Source organism: Colwellia hornerae (genome assembly GCF_007954355.1).
Classification (GTDB): Bacteria; Pseudomonadota; Gammaproteobacteria; order Enterobacterales; family Alteromonadaceae; genus Colwellia_A; species Colwellia_A hornerae.
This window is the reverse complement of the sequence record NZ_VOLR01000023.1, coordinates 16492-39672: the sequence shown is the minus strand read 5'-3', so window position 1 is coordinate 39672 and position 23181 is coordinate 16492. Positions and strand designations below refer to the sequence as shown.

The window sequence follows — 23181 nt, the reverse complement described above, 5'->3', positions numbered from 1 at the left end:
ATGACTAGCCGATATTACTTTTATGATTACGCGCCTTTTACAAACAACTTTTGCCCTATTACTACTTTTATCACCTGCACTAGTGAATGCTCACACCAATGAAGCTAACCAAGCAGAGCTAAAATTACTTGTAGAGCATAACTACCAACTTAGTATCGATATTGATGTTTTGCATGCCATTAAAAATTATCAAAAGTCATCAGTCGATGAAGCTGATTTAATTAATCATCTGCAAAACCTCTCTTTAATTGAAACAAAGCAATTACTCTCAAAAATATTGCAAATAATAAATCAACAAAGCACTTTTATTATTGATGAAAAAAGTGTGCTTATTGCCCCTTTTTCAGGGCTAACGGTATTTGAATTAAAAGCAATACTTGCCGCTGACTCACCAACTAAAACCATTAAGCTATTTTCGCAGGGTCAATTGCCACAAAAAAATAACAACGCAGCGTTGGTATTCTCGCCTATTTTAGGGGATGTCTTATTAACCGTCAGTCATTCAGAAAAATCTTTGGTGTTATCTGGTCAGAACAGCCATAACTTTTCTATTGACGATATCAATGGTGGCATACGTGAACTTTCAATAGCCGAAATCAAGTTACTTAATATTGTTGAGTATATCTATCAGGGGTTTGTACATATTCTGCCGCAAGGGCTTGATCATATTCTTTTTGTAATCGCACTGTTTTTATTAGCCACTAAGACATCAACGCTGCTCTGGCAAGTCAGCGCCTTTACTCTTGCCCATACCATTACACTAGCTTTGGGTATATTTGGTATTATCAACCTACCCAGCAGTATTGTAGAGCCGCTTATTGCCTTATCAATTGCTTACGTGGCTATCGAGAATATTTTTTATCACAAACTAACAAAGTGGCGCTTGCCGATTATCTTTGCTTTTGGTTTACTGCACGGCTTAGGGTTTGCTGCAGTACTCGTTGAACTGGGTTTACCCAAAAGTGAATATGTCAGTAGCTTAATTTCATTTAATATTGGCGTTGAGTTCGGTCAAATAACGGTCATTGCCTTAGCTTTATTAGCGACGCGCTGGTTTGCTAAAAAGCCTCAATATAGACAATATGTGGTGATACCGTTAAGTGCGCTTATCGCTGTTATTGCTATTTATTGGTTTGTCGAAAGAGCCTTTTAATAGAGATGTTGACCGATAGGCCACAACGATAAAATAAATAATATTAAATACGGCCTAAAACTAATTAAAAATTTAAGGCCGTTGAAATCTTATCACTCGATTAAAAGGGCTAACTTGAATTATTCAGGTTCATAATCCAAATTAGCTGATAACCAACGCTCGGCTTGTGGCAAGGTCATGCCTTTGCGGGTAGCATAACTAATCACTTGGTCTTTGGCGACTTTCGCGACCGCAAAATATTTAGATTCTGGGTGAGCAAAGTACCAACCACTAACCGCAGCCCCAGGCCACATGGCAAAACTTGAAGTGAGTTCCATACCGATGTTTTCTTCAACATTGAGTAACTCCCACAACAAACCTTTTTCAGTATGCTCTGGACAGGCAGGATAACCCGGCGCAGGTCTAATACCTTGATACTTTTCACGAATTAAATCATCATTAGCAAGCGACTCTTCAGCGGCATATCCCCAATATTCTTTGCGAATTTTTTCATGGAGATATTCGGCACTCGCTTCTGCGAGTCTGTCGGCAACGGCTTTAACTAAAATACTATTGTAGTCATCATGTTGAGCGGCAAACTCCTTCACTAGGTCGTCACAACCATAACCTGCAGATACCGCGAAGGCACCGACATAATCTTTAATACCCGACGTTTTATCTGCGACATAATCTGCCAAGCACCGATTAAATTGCCCGGCTGGTTTTTTACTTTGTTGACGTAATTGATGTAGTTTCATCAATTGCTTATCTCGGTTTTCATCGGCAAACAATATTAAATCATCTTGTTGACGATGAGCGGGAAACAGACCAAAAACGGCTTTTGCGGTTAACTTTTTACTGTTGATAATATCGTCTAGTAAAGCATTAGCGTCATTAAATAGATTAGTTGCTTCTTCGCCAACCACTTCGTGTCGTAAAATAAGCGGATATTTACCTGATAACTGCCAAGTCATGAAAAATGGCGTCCAATCAATGTAGTTTCGAATGACCGTTAAATCGAGATTATCCAATACCGTAACACCGAGTTTATTAGGTGTTTTAGGGATATAGTTTTCAAAACTAATCGGCGCAGCATTGGCACGGGCATCTTCTAATGATATTAAGCTTGAACGCGGTCCTTTCTTATAATGACGCTCACGTACCCGCACATATTCATCATCTTGACGTGCTAAAAATGCCGCGCGTTTCGCACTATCATCTGAAAGCAAGGTACTAACTACTGACACTGAACGCGACGCGTTAGGCACATAGATCACTGGATGTTGATATTGTTGTTCTATTTTTACCGCAGTATGAGCTTTTGATGTTGTCGCGCCGCCAATCAGTAACGGTAAGTCAAAATTAAGACGTTTCATTTCTTTAGCGACATGAACCATTTCATCAAGTGACGGTGTTATCAAACCTGATAACCCTATCACATCGACCTTTTCGGCTTTCGCGACACGTAAGATATCATCACAAGAAACCATGACACCTAAATCAATAATTTCGTAGTTGTTACATTGTAAAACTACGCCAACTATATTTTTACCAATATCGTGAACATCACCTTTCACCGTCGCCAGTAAAATCTTACCGTTTGATTTTATTTCAGTTTTTTCAGCTTCAATAAAGGGATTTAAATGCGCGACCGCTTGTTTCATCACTCGGGCTGATTTTACCACTTGTGGCAGAAACATTTCGCCAGCACCAAATAAGTCGCCAACGGTATTCATGCCATCCATTAATGGTCCTTCAATAACATCAAGCGGACGTTCAGCAACAAGCCTTGCTGCTTCAGTATCTTCGACGATAAATTCATTAATGCCTTTAACCAAAGAGTATTCTAAGCGCTCTTTAATCGGTAGCTCACGCCAGGTTAAGTCAGCCTTATTGTTTTTACTTCCGGCTTGCCCGCGATAAGACTCGGCCACATCGAGTAAGCGCTCTGTAGCTTCGTCATCGCTATTTTGGATAACATCTTCTACAGCAAGACGGAGATCGTCAGGAACATCGGAATAAATGGCTAACTGGCCTGCGTTTACAATGCCCATATCCATACCATTTTTTATTGCATGGTATAAAAACACCGCATGAATCGCTTCACGTACCGGGTTATTGCCACGAAATGAAAATGATACGTTAGAAACACCGCCCGAAATCATCGCATGCGGCAGATTTTCTTTGATATCGGCAACCGCTTCAATAAAATCCACTGCATAATTATTATGCTCTTCGATACCCGTTGCGACCGCAAAAATATTAGGATCAAAAATAATATCTTCTGCTGGGAAACCTATTTCATTGACTAAAATTTCATAAGCACGTTTACATATTTCATATTTACGCACCCGTGTATCGGCTTGACCTTGCTCGTCGAAGGCCATAACAATAACCGCGGCACCATAGCGGCGTAATAGTTCAGCTTGCTTACGGAAGTTTTCTTCGCCCTCTTTCAAACTAATTGAGTTAACAACCCCTTTACCCTGAATACATTTTAAGCCTTCCTCTAAAATATCCCATTTAGAAGAATCAAGCATAATCGGCACTTTCGCGATATCCGGTTCACCGGCAATTAAATTCAAATAGCGGATCATTGCCGCTTTTGAATCAAGCATGCCTTCATCCATATTTATATCGATAATTTGCGCGCCATTGGCGACTTGTTGCAAAGCAACAGCGACCGCTTGTTCGTAGTTTTCTTCGGTAATTAAGCGTTTAAACACCGCAGAGCCGGTAACATTGGTACGTTCACCAACGTTAACAAATAATGAACTTTCCTCTATCGTTAACGCTTCAAGTCCAGAAAGACGACAAGCAATTTTCCTGGCGGTGATCTCTCTTGGTTTGACATTGGCAACCGCATCGGCCATACCTTTTATATGCGCCGGCGTTGTACCACAACAGCCGCCAATAATGTTAAGGAATCCCGACTCAGCCCATTCGTTAACATGAACATTCATGTCTTCAACGCTAAAGTCGTATTCGCCAAAGGCATTAGGCAAACCGGCATTAGGATGAGCTGAAACAGCAAAGTCTGATATACGACTTAGCTCTGCAACATATTGTCTTAACTCAACTGGGCCTAATGCACAGTTCAAACCAAATGAAATAGGTTTAGCATGGCGTAATGAATTATAAAAAGCTTCGGTAGTTTGCCCAGATAACGTTCGACCTGATGCATCTGTAATGGTACCTGAAACCATCACTGGTAAGCGTAATTGCAATTCATCAAAAACAGTTTCTACCGCAAAAATAGCCGCTTTAGCATTTAAAGTATCAAAGATAGTCTCAATAAGAATAATATCTGAGCCACCTTCAATTAGGGCTTTAGTTGATTCTATATAGGCATCTTTTAATTGATCAAAAGTTACATTACGATAAGCAGGATCGTTAACATCAGGAGAAATAGAGCAGGTTCTATTCGTTGGCCCTAAAACACCGGCAACAAAACGTGGTTTATCAGGGTTTTTAGCGGTAAATTCATCCGCGGCTGTACGGGCTATTTTAGCCGCTGCAAAATTTATTGCCGCACTGTACGACTGCATATCGTAATCTGCCATCGCAATCGTGGTGGCGTTAAAAGTATTCGTTTCGAGAATATCAGCACCCGCTTCAAGGTATTCATGGTGAATAGCTTTAATGACCTCGGGTTGTGTTAGCACCAACATATCATTATTACCTTTGACATCAAGATGCCAATCAGCAAATTGTTCACCACGATAATCTTGTTCTTCAAATTTATAGGCTTGGATCATCGTGCCCATAGCACCATCTAAAATAAGAATTCTTTTTTGTATTTGTTGCTCAAGACGGCTAAATGATGCTGATTTTTTCATGCTATTTCTCTACTTTTACTTTCAAACTTTATTGAATGGCTACATATATCCGACACTGTTTATAATTCTGCGTCTGGGTGTATTGCTTTAATATTTGTTGCGTCTAGCTTATACGGGGTGATCTGATAGACATAATAGTTTAACCAATTAGTAAATAATAAACTGGCATGACTACGCCATGAGCTGTGTGGCACTTTTGTTATGTCATCATCAATATAATAACTATTGGGCATAACTGCATTGATATCAGCTTTAAGGTCACGTTGAAACTCTTCATCTAACGTGGTTGAGTCATATTCTGGATGTCCGGTTAAATAGACTTGTTGCTTATTTTTACTCGCAACCACATAAACGCCTGCTTCTGGCGATTCAGCAATAATTTTTAATTCAGGAATTGATAAGTAATCAGACTTATCAATATAGCCGAATCGTGAGTGCGGTACATTAAAAAATTCTTCAAAACCGCGGGTAAGCTGTTCTTTTTGGTCAACGGGGCTGTGCTGAAAAACACCGGATAACTTTTCTTTTCTGAGATGTCGCCTCAAACCATAGTGATGATAAAGTGCGGCATGAGCGGCCCAACAAGAAAACATCGTTGAGGTGACATTTTCTTCCGCCCAATCAAATATTTCACAAATTTTATCCCAAAAGGATACTTTTTCGTATTCCATTAACGCCAGTGGTGCACCGGTTATAATTAAGCCATCGTATTGAGTATTTTTAATATCATCAAACAGACGATAAAAATTATCTAAATGCTCTTTGGGCGTGTGCTTGGATTCATTGGCGTGAATACGAACAAAATCGACATTTATTTGTAAGGGTGTATTAGACAACACCCGTAATATTTGCACTTCTGTTTCAATTTTATTAGGCATTAAATTCAGAATGGCTACTTTCATTGGCCGGATCTCTTGACTTGCCGCCCGGCGTTCAGACATTACAAAAATATTTTCTTCACCTAAAATAGATAAAGCAGGTAATTGATCTGGGATTTTAATGGGCATAGCTTCTACCTAATCAAATAATGTCAAACAAGTACGAACACTTCGTTCTCTACTTTAACGTATTAACTTATATTGCGGCTACCAATAAAAACACAGGTTTCAGCGTGCTTTAGCACGAAGAATGATAGCGGATATATACAAATATTGTCATTTGATGGTACGTGGATTTTTAGCTATGTCAACATCTAAACGTATAGACGTCTATAACGTTTTTTACTTAAATATTATTTGTCATCTATAGCTTTACCAGCCAAATATTGGCGTAACTAGCTTAATAGAATGATAACGAGCAAAAATGGGGAGTTATCAGGTTAGTAAACACGCTTATTAAACAGCAATACAATGACAGAGAAGTTATTAATTGAATGTAAAAAAGCCACCGTAAATACAGTGGCTTGCTGATTGTTTAACTTTTAAAGCTTATTCTGCTGCTTCTTCTACTTTAGCTGGTTTGTCACTTGCTCTTACACTTTTAATTAACAGTAAGTCGCGTAAACGCTTATCAAGTTCTTTAGCCATCTCTGGTTTTTCTGCTAAAGACTTAGCTGCATTTGCTTTACCTTGGCCAATACGATCGCCATTGTAACTGTACCAAGAACCGGCTTTTTCAACCATGTTATGCAGAACACCTAAATCAATTAATTCACCTAAGCTGTTAATCCCTTCGCCATATAATATTTGGAATTCAGCTTGCTTAAAAGGAGGCGCTATTTTGTTTTTAACAACTTTTACGCGAGTTTCATTACCAATAATTTCGTCACCGGCTTTAACAGCACCGATACGTCGAATATCTAAACGAACAGAAGCGTAGAACTTAAGTGCATTACCACCGGTTGTGGTCTCAGGACTACCGAACATCACACCAATTTTCATACGAATTTGGTTAATGAAAATAATCATGGTATTTGATTTTTTCAAGTTACCCGTTAACTTACGCATCGCTTGTGAAAGCATACGAGCTTGTAAACCCATATGAGAGTCACCCATATCACCTTCAATTTCTGCTTTAGGTGTCAGTGCCGCGACAGAATCGACAACAATCACATCTATAGCACCTGAACGCGTTAGCATGTCACAAATTTCTAATGCTTGCTCACCGGTATCAGGCTGAGAAACAAGTAACTCGTTGATGTTAACACCTAGTTTTTCAGCATAAATTGGGTCAAGTGCATGCTCGGCATCAACAAAGGCACAAACTTTACCATTACGTTGTGCTTCAGCAATAACTTCAAGGGTTAACGTTGTTTTACCGCTTGATTCAGGACCGTAAATTTCAACAACACGCCCAAGTGGCAAACCACCCGCACCGAGTGCAACATCAAGCGCCAATGAACCTGTAGAAATTGTTTCAACATCCATGGTGTTATTATCACCAAGCTTCATAATTGAGCCTTTACCAAACTGTCTTTCGATTTGGCTTAATGCTGCTGCTAATGCTTTTTCTTTATCATCTTTCATGTTTGTTCCGCCGATGTTGCTAAGATTTCGTTTTGATGAAGCAAGTATACTGTATGACCGTACAGTATCAAGCTTTTTTACAACTATTTTAATTATATTATTTAAAACAAAACGAGGTGACTTTTAAAGCGTTGATATATAACAAAATAATTACCACGAATAACTTTTAACAATCACCAGAAAAAAAGTTACTATTTATATTGTCACTGAAAAACCATTGAATAAATCTTCTAATAATCAGTAAAAAGTTTCGTTAAATAAATAGAGTCTAAATTTGCCAGTTATGGCATAATTGCGACCTTACTCTTTCATTGAACTTATGAGTTACCGCATAGAAATGACCACTGCAAACTTAGACCTCTCCTCACACACACCTATGATGCGCCAGTACTTAACGATTAAAGCTGAGTTCCCTCATATTTTAATTTTTTATCGCATGGGTGATTTTTACGAGTTATTTTTTGATGATGCGAAAAAAGCCTCTGATTTACTCGATATTTCATTAACGGCTCGTGGCAAGACTGGTGGCAATGCGATACCTATGGCGGGCGTCCCCTATCATGCGGTGGAAAATTATTTAGCAAAGTTAGTACAACTGGGTGAATCTGTTGCTATTTGTGAACAAATTGGTGACCCAGCAACCAGTAAAGGCCCGGTTGAGCGTAAAGTTGTCAGAGTTATTACCCCAGGTACGGTGAGTGATGAAGCGCTATTACTTGATAAGCATGACAACCTAATTGTTGCGGTGAGTGAAGGCAACAATAAGTCATCTCAACGCTTTGGGCTGTCTTATCTTGATATGACCAGTGGTCGCTTTGTATTAACCGAGCCAAACACCATTGAACAATTACAAGCTGAGTTGCAACGACTATCGCCTGCTGAATTACTTTACAGTGAATCATTCTCTGCGCCAGAATTACTGAAAAACTACCAAGGTTTAAGACGAAGAGCTGAATGGGAGTTTGATTTAGATACTGGCGTTAATTTACTTAATAGCCAATTTGGCACGAAAGAGTTATCCGGCTTTGGTGTTAGTGATAAATCATTAGGATTAATGGCTGCTGGTTGCTTATTTCAATACGTAAAAGAATGTCAGCGCAGTGCTCTTCCTCATATTAGAGCCATTATTTGTGAATCTTCTGCCTCTGGTGTTATTTTAGATGCGGCAACGCGGCGTAATTTAGAACTGACCCAAAACTTACAAGGTGGCTTTGAAAATACCTTAGCGTCGGTGTTAGACAAATCAGCAACACCGATGGGCTCTCGATTATTGAAGCGTTGGTTACATTTCCCATTACGTGAATTAACTATCTTAAGTGCACGACAAAATGCGATTAGTGATTTATTATCACAAGACTTAACCGGCGCGTTATTTAGCCAACTTAAATCTTTTGGTGATATCGAACGTATTGTTTCACGTATTGCCTTACGCTCTGCTCGTCCAAGAGATTTTGCTCGTTTACGTAATGCGTTAGGTCAGTTACCTGAGTTGCAACAACATCTACAAGTTTGCCAGCAGGCCCATATAATAGAATTAGCCGCACAAACCCTACCGATACCAGCGTTACACGGCTTATTACAACATGCATTAGTTGAAAACCCGCCTGTGCTCATTCGTGACGGTGGCGTTATTGCAAAAGGTTATCACGAGGAACTAGATGTCTTACGTGATTTAAGTGATGGTGCCACCGAATTTTTGGCCCAGCTCGAAGCCCGTGAAAAAGAACGTACCGGCATCAGTTCATTAAAAGTAGGCTATAACCGGGTTCATGGTTTCTTTATTGAAATGAGTCGTACTGCTGCCAATGATGTACCCGATGATTATATTCGACGTCAAACCCTAAAAAATAACGAACGCTTTATCACTAATGAACTAAAGCAACATGAAGAAAAAGTGCTCAGTGCACAAAGTAAGTTTCTTGCCTTAGAAAAACGCTTATATGATGAACTGTTCGATTTAGTGTTACCTGAGTTAGAAAAACTGCAGTTACTTGCTCAAGCTGTTGCAGAGTTAGATGTCTTAAATACTTTCGCAGAACGTGCCGAAAGCTTAAATTATGTAAAACCTAGTTTAAGTCAAGATAACGGTATTGAGATTAAGGCCGGTCGCCATCCTGTCGTTGAATTAATGACCCAAGACCCCTTTATTGCCAATCCTGTCACATTGAATAATGAACGTAAGATGTTGATTATTACCGGCCCTAATATGGGTGGTAAATCTACGTATATGCGCCAAACAGCGCTGATCGTTTTACTGGCTCATATTGGCTGTTATGTCCCTGCTGATGAGGCCAGCATTAGTATGGTTGATCGAATATTTACCCGTATTGGCGCCTCTGACGATCTAGCCAGTGGTCGTTCAACCTTTATGGTTGAGATGACAGAAACCGCAAACATTCTACATAATGCGACAGAAAAAAGCTTAGTGTTACTCGATGAAATAGGTAGAGGAACCAGTACTTATGACGGTTTATCTCTTGCTTGGGCTTGCGCTGAAATGCTAGCAATTAAAACTAAGGCCTTTACTTTGTTCGCCAGTCATTATTTTGAACTAACGCTGTTAGCAGAACAAATACCGAGTTTGGTTAATGTGCATTTAGATGCGGTTGAGCATGGTGATACCATCGTCTTTATGCATACCGTTCAAGAGGGCGCTGCAAGTAAGAGCTTTGGTTTACAGGTTGCACAACTTGCCGGTGTGCCTAAGACGGTTATTCAACGCGCTAAACAACGCTTGGCTGAACTGGAAAGACAACAAGCACCTTCTGTTATCAATGTCGAACAACAACCCTTTGAACAACTGTCATTTATTGATAATACTCACCCCGTACTCGAGTCATTGTCATCAATTGATGTAAACGATTTAACCCCCAAACAAGCATTAGATTTATTATTTGAGTTTAAAAGTAAAATGTAACTGTTAGTAATAAATCAAAAAAACCAGCGATTGCTGGTTTTTTTTATCGAAGCGAAAATAACTAAGCTTGAAACAAGGCTTCAATAGATAAGTCTTGTTGACTTAAAATATCGCGTAAACGCTTAAGCGCCTCAACTTGAATTTGACGAACACGTTCACGTGTTAAACCAATTTCTACACCAACATCTTCTAATGTTGCTGCCTCGTAGCCCAATAAACCAAAACGACGGGCAAGCACTTCACGTTGCTTAGAGTTAAGTTCATTTAACCAGTGAATAATATTATTTTTAATGTCAGAGGTTTGTAAGCTACCTTCTGGACCGCCACTTTTATCATCGGGGATAACATCAAGTAAAACTTTGTCGTTTTCACCGCCAAAAGGTGAATCAACTGAGGTCATGCGTTCATTTAAGCGTAGCATTTTAGTAACATTGGCGACCGGTACATCAAGTGCTTCGGCGATATCTTCGGCGGTAGGTTCGTGATCAAGTTTTTGCACTAATTCACGCGAGGTGCGTAAATAAATATTAAGTTCTTTAACAACATGGATAGGCAGACGAATAGTGCGTGTTTGATTCATAATGGCACGTTCAATGGTTTGACGTATCCACCAAGTTGCATAAGTTGAAAAACGGAAGCCACGTTCGGGATCAAACTTTTCTACCGCACGAATTAAGCCTAAATTACCTTCTTCAATAAGATCAAGTAAGGGTAAACCACGATTATTATAACGACGGGAGATTTTAACAACCAAACGCAGGTTACTTTCGATCATGCGTTTTCTTGAGGGTTCATCACCTTTAAGAGCAAGGCGGGAAAAATATACTTCTTCTTCAGCGCTTAATAACGGAGAAAATCCGATTTCGCTTAAATACAATTGAGTGGCGTCTAAATTCGAGGGTACATCGTCTCTGTCCTTAGATGATGCGCTAGTTGATTCTTTCTTATCTACACTAGTATTTACCAATTCTTTTTCTATACCCATGCTGTATCTCCCAAATATTTAGCAAAGCCAACTATCAATGATTAAATATGCACACTAACTCCAATTTATTATTATTATTATTTGTTGTTATTTCGCCAGGTACTTCATAGGATTTACTGATTTACCACGAAAGCGAACTTCAAAATGAAGCATGACTCTTTCAGCGTCTGTATCACCCATTTTCGCAATAATCTGACCCGCTTTTACCGACTGCTGTTCTTTCACTAAGATACTATCATTATGAGCATAAGCACTAAGGTAATCATCATTATGTTTAACAATAATTAACTGTCCGTATCCTCGTAAAGCATCTCCGGCATAGACTACCACGCCATCTGCTGTCGATTTAACCGAGTCACCACGTATACCTGCGATGTTTATTCCTTTATTACCTTGTTTTGCTGTAGAAAATCCTTCAATAACTTTTCCTTTAGCTGGCCACAACCAATTTCTAATTTTTTGAGAAAAACTTGTGCCATTTGCAGAGGTTTTATTGTTTACTTTTTGCCCTCTTGCATTTTTACCATACGCCTGCTTTTTATTTGATGCAACAGGTTTTTTTACCCTAGTAGGTGTGTTATTTTTCTGCTTTTCATTGCGCGCTATATTACTACTGGCTTGAGTCGAATTTTTGACCAGAAATAATTTTTGTCCCGGGAAAATTTTGTAGGGTGATGCGAGGTTATTAAAAGTCGCTAAGCTACTAATGTCGACATTAGCTCGCCAAGCAATAGAATATAAGGTTTCACCTTTCTTAACGATATATTCACGGCCCTTTAAGCTGTTTTTAACCCGCTTACTTAAAGGAACTGAGCCTTGAACATCAACCACAGGCGCTGGCCTGTGGTTAGAAGAACAACTGACCACGGACAAACTAAGCAGTAAAAAAACCACAGAAGTGATTTTTTTACTGCTTAATAGAACATAATTTTCACGATTTAAAATCAAAAAACCATCCTAGTATTGTCTGTGTTGATTTAACGTAAAACAAAATAAGCCACAATAATAAGCCCAACAATCAGCCAACCCAGTATATCTACCCATTGTCTTATCTTTTGTTCCATGGCTGCGCCACCCCAGCGAATAACACCAGCCACCAAGAAAAATCGCATGCCACGACCAATTGCAGAAGCAATTAAAAACGGCAAAAAAGCCATCTGTAAAAAGCCGGCACTCACCGTAAATAATTTATAAGGGATCGGTGAAAATCCAGCAATAAAGACCACCCAAACACCCCACTGCTGAAACCACAACACAACGGCATCAAACGCTTCTTGTTTACCCATAGCAGTAATTGCCGGTTGTATCCAAGGTTCAAACATATAATAACCGAGCAAATAACCAACCGAGCCGCCCAAAATTGACGCTATCGTTGTTAACGTTGCGTAAGACCATGCCTTCTGTGGTTTAGCGAGCACCATTGGTGCTAGAAGCACATCAGGGGGAATAGGGAAAAATATAGATTCGGCAAAAGTTAAGAGTGCCAACATTCTTGGCGCAAATTTATGTTCAGCAAAACGAAGTGTCCATTCATACATCTTTGAAAAAATTTTCAATTAATCATACCTTTTATCCAATAATAAAGAGCTGGTAATATTGTTTAGTTTATTTATGCAAAGACAGCAATGCTCTGCAGGTAGCCCAGCATTAAGCCAGAGAAATACAACAACCACCATTATATCTAGCGATGATATGTTAAATTAACGCGCCAGGCACAAGCGGTACAAATTTAACCATCTCCACTTGTTGTTCTTTATACTCATCGCCATGACGAGTAATCACTTTCAGTATTTGCGTGTCTACGCCAACAGGAATAACTAAGCGGCCACCATCAGCTAACTGCTCCAATAATGCCTTAGGTACTTCGGTCGGCGCCGCAGTAACAATAATGGCTTGAAAAGGAGATTTACTACTCCACCCTTGCCAGCCATCACCGTGCTTCATTGAGACGTTATTTAAATCTATTGATTGTAAGCGACGTTTCGCCTGCCATTGTAATGCTTTAATACGCTCGACCGAAAAAACTTTAGCAACCAATTGTGTAAGTATCGAGGTTTGATAGCCAGAGCCTGTCCCTATTTCTAAAATACTGTCTGGCACACCATCAGCCAATAATAATTCTGACATTTTAGCGACAATATAAGGCTGTGAAATAGTTTGTCCCTGCCCTATAGGCAAAGCCGTATTGTCGTATGCTTTATGCGCTAATATTTCGGGAACAAAAATATGACGAGGTGATTGAGCAATCGCTTGCAATACCCGCTGATCACGTATCCCTTCTGCATATAATTTTTGCGCTAATAGCTCACCGCTACGACGTGATTTACCGCTCACACTGCTCCCTACCCTTACATTCATAACTTGCTCTTTTTATTTTTTTATCTTAAATTAAAATGCGATTCACCTAAAATTTAACGACAACTCAACGATATCTAAATAATTAAATCGCCAACCCAACGAGTGATCGAGGCCAAACTATCATGGGCGGTCATATCAACGGTTAACGGAGTTATCGATGCATAACCATTAGCAATAGCATGAAAGTCGGTACCTTCGCCACAGTCTTGCTCTTGGCCTAATCGACCATACCAATAGATATCACGTTGCCATGGGTCTTGCGTTTTTTCCATCATCTCTGCTTTATGACGATTTCCTAGACGGGTCACCTTGACACCTTTTAATTCACTCAGTGGAATATCCGGGACGTTAATATTGATAATTTGATCGACAGCTAATGGGTGAGACCGTAAACGTTGAATAAATTTTGCCGTAACCACGGCAGCCGTTTGGTAATTTTGTTCACTTTGACCTACCAATGAAACAGCAATCGCTGGCATGCCCATATGGCGGCCTTCTGTTGCCGCCGCTACCGTACCTGAATATAAAGTATCATCGCCTAAGTTTGCACCACAGTTTATACCGGCAACGACTAAATCAGGCGTAACCAACTGACTTATACCCAAATGAACTGAATCTGTTGGTGTGCCGTTTACCGAGATAAAACCATTGTCTAACGTTTGAATACGTAGCGGGTTCATTAACGTTAAAGAGTTACTGGCACCACTACAGTTTCTGTCGGGCGCGACTACCGTTACCTCAGCTATTTTTGCTAACTCGTCGTGTAAAACTTTAATGCCTAAAGCATGAACACCATCATCGTTACTGAGTAATATTTTCATTAGTTTACCGCTCGCTCTGTCATATCTTGATAACTGATTAATTCACGCAAAATGGTGGTTGCATAACAACCAGAAGGTAAAAAGAAGCTCAATGTTATAGTGTCATCAACCGCTTTTATACTGCCTTGGGTTAACGACAACCTAATTCTACGTCGCTCTTGCTTTAGGCCAAATTTAGCTAAACCTTGACAAAAGTCAGCGTAACCCTCTGCAACCTGCTGCTCTAGGTTTTGTGATTCACCTTGAGACATTAATTCACCAGCGCCCCACAGTGCTGCGGTTAAGTCGATATCTTTTTCTTGAAAGCGTTGACGAATGGTTGCGTCAATTTCATCGGCCAAAAATACCGATTGGGTACCGCTTAACATAAAAACATCACCGGTTTGTAAAGCTTCAAACTGATTATTTTCAATACGTGTGCTGATTATTTGGTTAAAGATTTCTGAGCGAGCCGCCGATAAGTACAGGCCGCGTTTCTTTTTGTCTTTTACTTTTTTACCCTGAAATAACTCCAATGCTCTTTCAAGGTTGCCGCCATTAATACCAAAGCGTTGTTCGCCAAAGTAATTAGGCACACCAAATTGGCTAACCGCAGCCCAGCGGCGTAAGACATCATCGGGATTACTGACGTTACGTAACACTAATTCGAAGTGATTACCTGACAAGGCACCGATGCGTAATTTTTTGTTATGACGTTGTTGGGAAAGAACTTCGACACCTTCGATGGCTAAGTTACTTAAATCATAAATCGCTTTGCCTGGTAGGTGAATACCAAACCACTGCTCGGTAACAGCAAATCTGTCTTTTAAGCCGGCATAAGATACTAAACCTTCTTTTACCTTAAAGTATTTAGCCAACTCACGGGCAACAACCAGCGTATTGGCGCCAGTTTTTCTCAGATGAATAAATAAATGCTCACCTTCGCCGCAAGGTGCAAAAGGTAATTTTTCAAAGACCTTAAAGTCAGACATTTCACTACGAAGTTGGCCCGTTGCATTAGGCTGGGTATATAAATATTGTAATGGCTTGCTCATTTTATTGATTATTCTCTTTAACGGCAGCAGAAGATTTTGTTAGTAAGACCACAGCGTGAACAGCGATGCCTTCTTTACGACCTGCGTAACCTAACTTTTCAGTGGTGGTAGCTTTAACATTAACTTGATCTAGCTCTGCCTGTAAGTCTTTACTTAAGCAAGTGCGCATCGCTAATAAATGCGGCGCTATTTTAGGGGCTTGTGCAACAATAGTAATATCGGCATTACCGAGCTGATAGCCCTTTTCAATCATCAAACCAACCACGTGTCTTAATAAAATTCGACTATCGATATTTTCATACTGGCCATCTGTATCGGGAAAGTGATTACCAATATCGGCTAAACAAAGCGCGCCCAATATTGCGTCACATAACGCGTGAATAGCCACATCGCCATCAGAGTGAGCAATAAAACCTTGCGGGTAATCTATTGCTACGCCGGCTAAAACAATAGGACCCTTACCGCCAAATTTATGGACATCAAAGCCGTGGCCTATTCTCATGGTGTTTCCTGTTGTGTTGGTTTGTGTTGCTGTTGTTTTTGCTTAGCTAAGAAAAAAGTGGCTAAGGCGAGATCGTCAGGGTGGGTAATTTTTATATTCTCACTGCTTGCCGAAATTAACAAACTAGGTAAATTAGCCCGTTCAATCGCTGATGATTCATCGGTAAGTTCAGCACCTTGCTTAAGGCCATTAATAATTGCCGCTTTTAATTCCCTCACTGGAAACATTTGTGGGGTTAGCGCATGCCATAAATTTTCTCGCGCTACCGTTGATAAAACTTGCTGACCATTTAACGTACTCAAAACTGATCGTTTCATGGTGTCTCGCACCGGCGCTGCTAATAATCCACCCACTTCTTTTGCTAGGCAATGAGTAATTAAGCTTGAAATATCATCATGAGTGACACAAGGTCTGGCAGCATCATGCACCAATACCCAAGAATAGTCTTCAGGATCAATCGCGGTTAATCCGGCAAGTACCGAGTCAACTCGCTCTTTGCCACCGATAACGGTTTCAACCTGAACATTATTGATTAATGATGTTTGTGGGAAGTACTCATCATTAGCACTGAGCGCAATAATCACTTTATTTATCGACGGATGACTTAACAAGCGTTCAACGGTGTGTTCTAAAATGGTTTTATTATCAATGGTTAAATATTGCTTAGGGCAGTTGGCCAGCATACGTTTACCTGCGCCTGCGGCAGGGACAACAGCAATAAATTGTTGAGTAAGCTCTATTGGCTTAATTAGCATAACATTATTATTCCGGGTCTATTTGCATGGTATTTTTTTCAGAGGGTATTAAACGAAAAAATGTTTCGTTTTCTTTTATCATCCCCAACTCATTTCGAGCACGCTCTTCAATAGCTTCAACGCCTGACTTTAAATCATCGGTATCGGCATATAATAATTTATTACGTTGCTTGAGCTTGTCGTTGTCTGCTATTTGACGTTGTACTTCTTGTTCTAAAGCAAGATAGTCAGGCACACTATTTTTCCCGAACCAGAGTCGGTATTGTAATAACATCAGAAAAACCAGTAAAAGTACGGTTATAGCGCGCATAAAAACCTAATGTAAAGCCTAAAATTTAGTGAGAGAAGTACCAGTGCGACTGCCATTATAAATAGGTGTTTGCTGGTGTAAACATTATTAACGTATTTATAGTTTTTAAAAATTAAATTGCTAACGATTGCTTAAAGTTCCGCCAGTTAATCGCACACGATAATAACAACTCACGCAAACTCGGCGTCAAAGGGTTTGCTCGATGAGCATTTAACCAACAGTGGCCACTACAAGCTGCCGTCATCACTTTCTTATTCGGTTTGAGTAATTGCCCTGTAGCTTGGTTTTGTTCAAGGGTGGTTAAATAGAACCAACCATGAAGATTGGTTCTAAAACGCTGTTGCTCAAGATCAATTCTGTCAATAGAGTCTAATAATATAGTGGAATCTTTGGCAATAGGCACCACTAGACCATAGTGTAATGGCGTCGACAAATACCACTGATTCACTGACTCGCTATCTTGACCGTTTAGAGGCATGTGTAGGCTTTGTTTAGCTGACCAAGTGGCATTTTGCACATCAAGCTTTAGGGGTGTTTGTACTTGTAGCATTGAATTTGCCGTACGCTTAATATAATGAGGTAAACTTTTTAGTCGCCCCTGAATCGACGCAGCTGATGAAAGAGAATAGACACTCAATTGCGCTAACTCTCTTTCGTATAGCGCATTACAAAGCTCAGCAAAATCAGCTGATTGATAATCCCTTTGCCATATCGAGGTTTGTTCATTCATGAATAATTGAGTGCTTTTTAATACGTTACTGGGTAGAATTCAACCGGTAGTTTAAGCATAACCTATTGTGTGAAAAAGATAAAATAAAGCTATATTCTTTATTTACGCCCATTACCATGCACGTTGTCGGCTTTATCGCCCTTAACATTAACCAATAGTGCTGTGCTGTTAATTGAACTCACATCCCCTAACACTGAAAATTCATGAGAAATATATGTTTGAAAAAGTAGCAAGTGAAACCCCAGCAGTAGAAAAAACACTCTCTTTAGCGCCAGCAGATTTATTACGACAAGAACTAGATCAGGTCAGTTATGTTTATAATATTATCGTTGATTTTTTTGCTAATTATACTTTCCAATTAATTGGCGCCTTCATTATTTTTGCGCTTGGCTATATCGTCGCCGGAAAAATATCAAACGTGGTATTGAAACTATGTACAAAACATAAACTTGATGTCACCTTAAGTCAGTTCTTGGCCAGCACCACCAGAATGCTTATTGTCATTATGATAACCGTTATCTCGCTAAGTAAGTTAGGTATTAGTGTTACACCATTTATAGCCGCCATTGGTGCGATTTCTCTTGGCGCGGGTTTAGCCTTACAAGGTTTATTAGCCAACTATGCCGCTGGTTTTAATATCATTATTATTCGCCCGTTCGTGGTGGGTGATACCATAACGGTACGCGGTGTTACTGGTATAGTAAAAGAAGTTTTGCTCGCTTATACCATAATTCATGACCAAGACGGTGTTGCGATTACCATACCGAACAAACATATTGTTGGCGAGATATTACACAACTCCAAACATGACTCCTTATTAGAGTTAACGGTGGGTATCGCCTATAAAGAAGATCCATTACAAGTGATCACTATTTTAGAAAAAATTATAGATGAACTCAATATCGTTGGCGAATCGCGCGAGCCACAAATTGGGATCAACGAATTTGCTGACAGCTCGATCAATATTTCGATACGTTTATGGACACCTACCGCTAATTATTATGATGCTAAATTCAAAGCCTACAAAGCAATATACTTAGCCCTAAAAGAAAACAATATCGAGATCCCGTTCCCACAACGCGATGTTCATTTGATTTCACAAACTTAGTACCATGGTTAGATAAGTCTGCATTCAACCATAAATTAAACGCATAAAAAAACCACTCAAATGAGTGGTTTTTTATCACTATCTTTATAACTAAAATAAAGAATTAAAATAACGAATAATTATTAATTTAGCCGCTAATTGCTTTTAGAGCAAAGCGGTCGCACGGAGTTGACGATAGTCAATGAGTACGAGCGATGCAGCTATTAAAGATAATTAGCAAAAAAATTAAAATTATTGTCCTTTAACTTCTGACAGGCCGTTAAATATAGCCTTATCACCAAGGTACTCTTCAATACGTAGTAATTGGTTATACTTAGAAACACGGTCTGAACGACAAAGTGAACCGGTTTTAATTTGGCCTGCCGCTGTACCTACCGCTAAATCAGCAATCGTTGCATCTTCAGTTTCGCCTGAACGATGAGAGATAACAGCAGTAAAACCGGCATCTTTCGCCATTTTAATCGCCGCTAAGGTTTCGGTTAAGGTACCGATTTGGTTAAACTTAATTAAAATTGAGTTACCAATACCTTGCTCAATACCACGTGCTAATATTTTAGTATTCGTGACGAATAAGTCATCACCAACAATTTGTATTTTATCGCCCAATAATTTTGTTTGGTAAGCAAAGCCATCCCAATCAGACTCATCCAAACCGTCTTCAATAGAAACAATAGGATATTCTTCACATAGTGTTGCTAAAAAATCAGAGAATTCGTTAGCCGTAAACTGCTTGCCTTCGCCTTTAAGGTCGTAAATGCCTTTCTCACTATCGTAAAATTCTGAAGCAGCACAATCCATCGCTAACGTAATGTCTTTACCTAATTCATAACCGGCAGCAGAAACCGCTTCTTTAATAACAGCTAAAGCATCAGCATTTGAGGCTAAATCTGGTGCAAAACCACCTTCATCACCTACTGCAGTATTTAAGCCTTTCGCCGATAATACTTTTTTCAAGGCATGGAAGATTTCAGCGCCCATACGTAATGCTTCACTAAAGTTTTTAGCGCTTACCGGTTGGATCATAAATTCTTGAATATCAACGTTGTTATCTGCATGCTCACCGCCATTGATGATATTCATCATAGGTAAAGGTAATGAGTATTGACCCGGTGTACCGTTTAAGTCAGCGATATGTTCAAACAATTGTACTTTCTTTTCCATTGCCGCTGCTTTTGCATTTGCTAATGAAACCGCAAGAATCGCGTTAGCACCGAATTTTTCTTTATTCTCAGTGCCATCTAAGTCGATCATGATTTGATCAATAGTTGCTTGCTCTAAAGCACTTTGGCCAATCAACGCCGCTTGAATGTCATTGTTTATCGCCGCAACCGCTTTTAATACGCCTTTACCTAAATAGCGAGACTTATCACCATCACGTAACTCTAACGCTTCACGTGAACCGGTTGATGCGCCAGAGGGTGCAGCAGCACGGCCCCAAGCACCCGATGCTAAAAACACGTCAGCTTCAACGGTTGGGTTACCACGAGAGTCCATAATTTCACGGGCGATAATTTTACTGATATTCGACATTATAATTCCTTTAAATTGAGTGCACTACAGCGAATGAACCGCTATTAAGTTGCTAATAATTTTTAATTTACATTTTACTGATAAAACATTTTGCCATAAATAATTATGCCAGAAAGCAAAACCGCAGCACTATGCTACGGTTTTATTAATTTTCAGGTTTAACTTGATTGCTGTTTTTGATGCTCAAATGAAGCAGCAATAAAGCTTTCAAATAATGGGTGTCCATCACGTGGAGTTGAATTAAACTCAGGATGGAACTGCCCAGCAATAAACCAAGGATGATCTGGTATTTCAATCATCTCAACTAATGTTTTATCCGTAGATAACCCCGAGAACACCAAACCAGCTTTGCTGATTTGGTCACGGTAGTTATTATTTACCTCATAACGATGACGGTGTCTCTCATAAATTGTTTCACTGCCATATACGTCATATGCCTTGGTACCTTTCACAAGGTGGCACAATTGTGAGCCTAAACGCATAGTGCCGCCTAAGTCTGAATTTTCATGACGGTATTCAACTTGGCCTTCTTCATCTAACCATTCATTAATTAAACCAACCACTGGATGTGGGGTTTCAGAGTTAAATTCAGTGCTATGAGCGTCAGTAAGACCAGCAACATTGCGGGCATAATCAATGAGCGCCACTTGCATACCTAAACAGATACCTAAGTAAGGCACTTTGTTTTCACGGGCATATTTTGCCGCTAAAATTTTACCTTCAACGCCACGAATACCAAAACCGCCTGGCACTAATATCGCGTCAACGGTTCCTAGAATATCGGTTCCTTTGCTCTCAAGATCTTGTGAGTCAATATATTTAATGTTTACCGTTACTTGGTTTTTCAAGCCGGCATGCTTTAATGCTTCGTTAACAGACTTATAAGCATCTGGTAATTCGATGTACTTACCGACCATACCTATGGTGACTTCGCCAAACGGGTTAGCTTCTTGATAAAGTACTTTTTCCCATTCACTTAAATCTGCTGGCGGCACATCAAGACCAAAACGCTTAACGACTAGTTCATCAATACCTTGTGCTTTAAGTAGCGCTGGAATTTTATAAATACTATCAACGTCACGCATTGATAAAACTGCTTTTTCAGCAACATTGGTGAACAAAGATATTTTTGCTCGCTCATTAGCGGGCACAGTGCGTTCACTTCGACACACTAAAATATCAGGAACAATACCGATTGAACGTAGCTCTTTCACTGAATGTTGAGTTGGTTTTGTTTTAATTTCACCGGCTGTTTTAATATAAGGTACTAAGGTTAGGTGCATATACATCGCACGTTCACGGCCTAATTCGGTACCTAACTGACGAATAGCTTCTAAGAAGGGTTGTGATTCAATATCGCCGACCGTGCCGCCAATTTCAACCATAGCAACGTCATAACCTTCAGCGCCTTCGATAACTCGACGTTTAATGTCGTTAGTAATATGAGGAATAACTTGAATAGTGGCACCTAAGAACTCACCTTTGCGCTCACGTGCAAGAATATCTTGATATATTCTGCCGGTGGTGAAGTTATTAAGCTTGGTCATTTTGGTACGAATAAATCGTTCATAATGCCCTAAATCCAAATCAGTTTCCGCGCCGTCTTCAGTAACAAACACTTCACCATGTTGAATAGGACTCATCGTACCTGGGTCAACATTAATATAAGGGTCAAGTTTTAACATTGTGACTTTTAAGCCGCGCGCTTCAAGAATTGCAGCAAGAGAAGCCGCGGCAATACCTTTACCAAGAGACGATACAACGCCGCCGGTTACAAAAATATATCTAGTTGTCATGTGATACCAAAAGTCAGAGTGAGCAGGAATTTTGTGTGTTTTACTTAAGTTGTTTTGCTGGCTTATTATACGAATTAATTAGCGAATAATGAGGTAAGTTTAGTCATGATTTTGAAAAACGCACCAACCTAGCAGGACGGGAAAACATTATACTTAAAACTAGCTACCACGACAATATGATCAACAGATCAATTTCTGTTATTTTGACAAAAATATTTAATGCTTGTGTTTATTTTATCGATAAAAAGCTAACATATTGTTTTAATTAACCCTAGGCATTGGATACCTTCTATGACTTCATCTCGTTTAACCGCCGTACTTTGTGCTATCGATAAAATAAATAGTGAAGATCCCAATCAAACACTTGTTAATGGGCATCCTCAAGCCAATGAATTACTGTATGGTCAATACATGACTTCTTGCCTTGAGCAATACTTTCCTCAATCAAATGAATTATTACAAATAGCAGTGCGGGCACAGCATATTAAACGCTGGGACTTAAAGCGTACCGAATTTGATGAAGGTAAAGCGGGCTATTATCAATGGCGTATTGCCCAAGGAAAGTTCCATGCTCAGCTCACGAAGTCATTAATGTTAGAGAATGATTACCCTGAGCATGAGGCTGAATTGACCGCTTGTATTTTAAGAAAAGAACAGCTCAAAACAAATACTGACACACAAACGTTAGAAGATGTCGCTTGCTTAGTATTTTTACAATATTACTTTGACGCTTTTGCCGCTAAATACACCGAAGTAGACAACGAAGCTAAAATCATTAGGATAGTAAAAAAGACTTGGGGAAAAATGTCAGCACGTGGCCACGAAATAGCGCTTTCGTTAACACTACCTAGTCACTTAGCGACCTTAGTGGGTAAGGCACTCGCTGACTAACAGTTAAT

19 protein-coding genes are annotated in these 23181 nt (G+C 39.6%); 4 read left to right on the top strand and 15 right to left on the bottom strand.

Features of this window, described 5'->3' with window-relative positions; all coding sequences use genetic code 11:
* The first annotated feature begins 22 nt into the window (after window positions 1-22).
* Complete coding sequence (locus tag ESZ26_RS15085) at window positions 23-1153, top strand: HupE/UreJ family protein (RefSeq protein WP_146800293.1); 1131 nt, start codon at window positions 23-25, stop codon at window positions 1151-1153.
* Window positions 1154-1272: 119 nt separating this feature from the next.
* Here the strand turns inward: ESZ26_RS15085 and metH are convergent, their stop codons facing one another.
* The 3 genes from metH to recA form a co-directional block, all read right to left on the bottom strand.
* Window positions 1273-4971: a methionine synthase gene (gene metH / locus ESZ26_RS15080; protein WP_146800292.1), complete on the bottom strand. Its 3699-nt coding sequence runs from the start codon at window positions 4969-4971 to the stop codon at window positions 1273-1275.
* Window positions 4972-5030: 59 nt separating this feature from the next.
* Complete coding sequence (locus ESZ26_RS15075; RefSeq protein WP_146800291.1) at window positions 5031-5978, bottom strand: homoserine O-succinyltransferase; 948 nt, start codon at window positions 5976-5978, stop codon at window positions 5031-5033.
* 420 nt (window positions 5979-6398) lie between these two features.
* Window positions 6399-7436 carry a recombinase RecA gene (gene recA / locus ESZ26_RS15070; protein WP_146800290.1) on the bottom strand — a complete coding sequence of 346 codons (1038 nt, stop codon included), beginning with the start codon at window positions 7434-7436 and terminating at the stop codon, window positions 6399-6401.
* Window positions 7437-7773: 337 nt separating this feature from the next.
* On the opposite strand from recA, the gene mutS reads away from it, so the two are divergent.
* Window positions 7774-10353, top strand: a complete 2580-nt coding sequence (gene mutS, locus ESZ26_RS15065) for a DNA mismatch repair protein MutS (protein ID WP_146800289.1) — start codon at window positions 7774-7776, stop codon at window positions 10351-10353.
* Window positions 10354-10414: 61 nt separating this feature from the next.
* Here mutS and rpoS read toward each other — a convergent pair whose 3' ends face one another.
* The 10 genes from rpoS to ESZ26_RS15015 all read right to left on the bottom strand — a co-directional run bounded on the left by rpoS (window position 10415) and on the right by ESZ26_RS15015 (window position 17848).
* A complete protein-coding gene (gene rpoS, locus ESZ26_RS15060; protein WP_146800288.1) occupies window positions 10415-11338 on the bottom strand; it encodes an RNA polymerase sigma factor RpoS in 924 nt (307 codons plus the stop codon).
* 87 nt (window positions 11339-11425) lie between these two features.
* Window positions 11426-12286, bottom strand: a complete 861-nt coding sequence (locus tag ESZ26_RS15055) for a peptidoglycan DD-metalloendopeptidase family protein (protein WP_223271665.1) — start codon at window positions 12284-12286, stop codon at window positions 11426-11428.
* Between the two features lie 29 nt (window positions 12287-12315).
* A complete protein-coding gene (locus ESZ26_RS15050; RefSeq protein ID WP_146800287.1) occupies window positions 12316-12894 on the bottom strand; it encodes a YqaA family protein in 579 nt (192 codons plus the stop codon).
* 139 nt (window positions 12895-13033) lie between these two features.
* Window positions 13034-13696: a protein-L-isoaspartate(D-aspartate) O-methyltransferase gene (locus ESZ26_RS15045; protein ID WP_146800286.1), complete on the bottom strand. Its 663-nt coding sequence runs from the start codon at window positions 13694-13696 to the stop codon at window positions 13034-13036.
* 74 nt (window positions 13697-13770) lie between these two features.
* Window positions 13771-14517, bottom strand: a complete 747-nt coding sequence (gene surE, locus ESZ26_RS15040; RefSeq protein ID WP_146800285.1) for a 5'/3'-nucleotidase SurE — start codon at window positions 14515-14517, stop codon at window positions 13771-13773.
* Window positions 14517-15551 (bottom strand): tRNA pseudouridine(13) synthase TruD, encoded by a 1035-nt coding sequence (truD, locus tag ESZ26_RS15035; RefSeq protein ID WP_146800284.1) that lies wholly within the window; start codon window positions 15549-15551, stop codon window positions 14517-14519. The genes surE and truD overlap by 1 nt, the downstream gene beginning before the upstream one ends.
* Before the next feature lies 1 nt (window position 15552).
* Entirely contained in the window at window positions 15553-16053 is a 501-nt protein-coding gene (gene ispF, locus ESZ26_RS15030) for a 2-C-methyl-D-erythritol 2,4-cyclodiphosphate synthase (protein WP_146800283.1), read from the bottom strand.
* Window positions 16050-16808: a 2-C-methyl-D-erythritol 4-phosphate cytidylyltransferase gene (gene ispD / locus ESZ26_RS15025; protein ID WP_146800282.1), complete on the bottom strand. Its 759-nt coding sequence runs from the start codon at window positions 16806-16808 to the stop codon at window positions 16050-16052. The genes ispF and ispD overlap by 4 nt, the downstream gene beginning before the upstream one ends.
* Window positions 16809-16815: 7 nt before the next feature.
* On the bottom strand, window positions 16816-17118 hold the full coding sequence (ftsB, locus tag ESZ26_RS15020; protein ID WP_146800281.1) for a cell division protein FtsB: 303 nt from the start codon (window positions 17116-17118) through the stop codon (window positions 16816-16818).
* Between the two features lie 112 nt (window positions 17119-17230).
* A complete protein-coding gene (locus tag ESZ26_RS15015; protein WP_146800280.1) occupies window positions 17231-17848 on the bottom strand; it encodes a hypothetical protein in 618 nt (205 codons plus the stop codon).
* Between the two features lie 214 nt (window positions 17849-18062).
* Here ESZ26_RS15015 and ESZ26_RS15010 point away from each other — a divergent pair, with 214 nt between their 5' ends.
* Window positions 18063-18956 (top strand): mechanosensitive ion channel family protein, encoded by an 894-nt coding sequence (locus ESZ26_RS15010; protein WP_146800279.1) that lies wholly within the window; start codon window positions 18063-18065, stop codon window positions 18954-18956.
* Between the two features lie 231 nt (window positions 18957-19187).
* Here ESZ26_RS15010 and eno read toward each other — a convergent pair whose 3' ends face one another.
* Window positions 19188-20486, bottom strand: a complete 1299-nt coding sequence (gene eno, locus ESZ26_RS15005) for a phosphopyruvate hydratase (protein WP_146800278.1) — start codon at window positions 20484-20486, stop codon at window positions 19188-19190.
* A 158-nt stretch (window positions 20487-20644) separates the two neighbouring features.
* Window positions 20645-22282, bottom strand: a complete 1638-nt coding sequence (locus tag ESZ26_RS15000; protein WP_146800277.1) for a CTP synthase — start codon at window positions 22280-22282, stop codon at window positions 20645-20647.
* 291 nt (window positions 22283-22573) lie between these two features.
* Between ESZ26_RS15000 and ESZ26_RS14995 the strand changes: the two genes are divergently transcribed.
* The gene (locus tag ESZ26_RS14995; RefSeq protein WP_146800276.1) at window positions 22574-23173 is read left to right on the top strand and encodes a DUF4202 domain-containing protein; all 600 of its coding nucleotides are present in this window, start codon (window positions 22574-22576) and stop codon (window positions 23171-23173) included.
* Window positions 23174-23181: the final 8 nt, after the last annotated feature.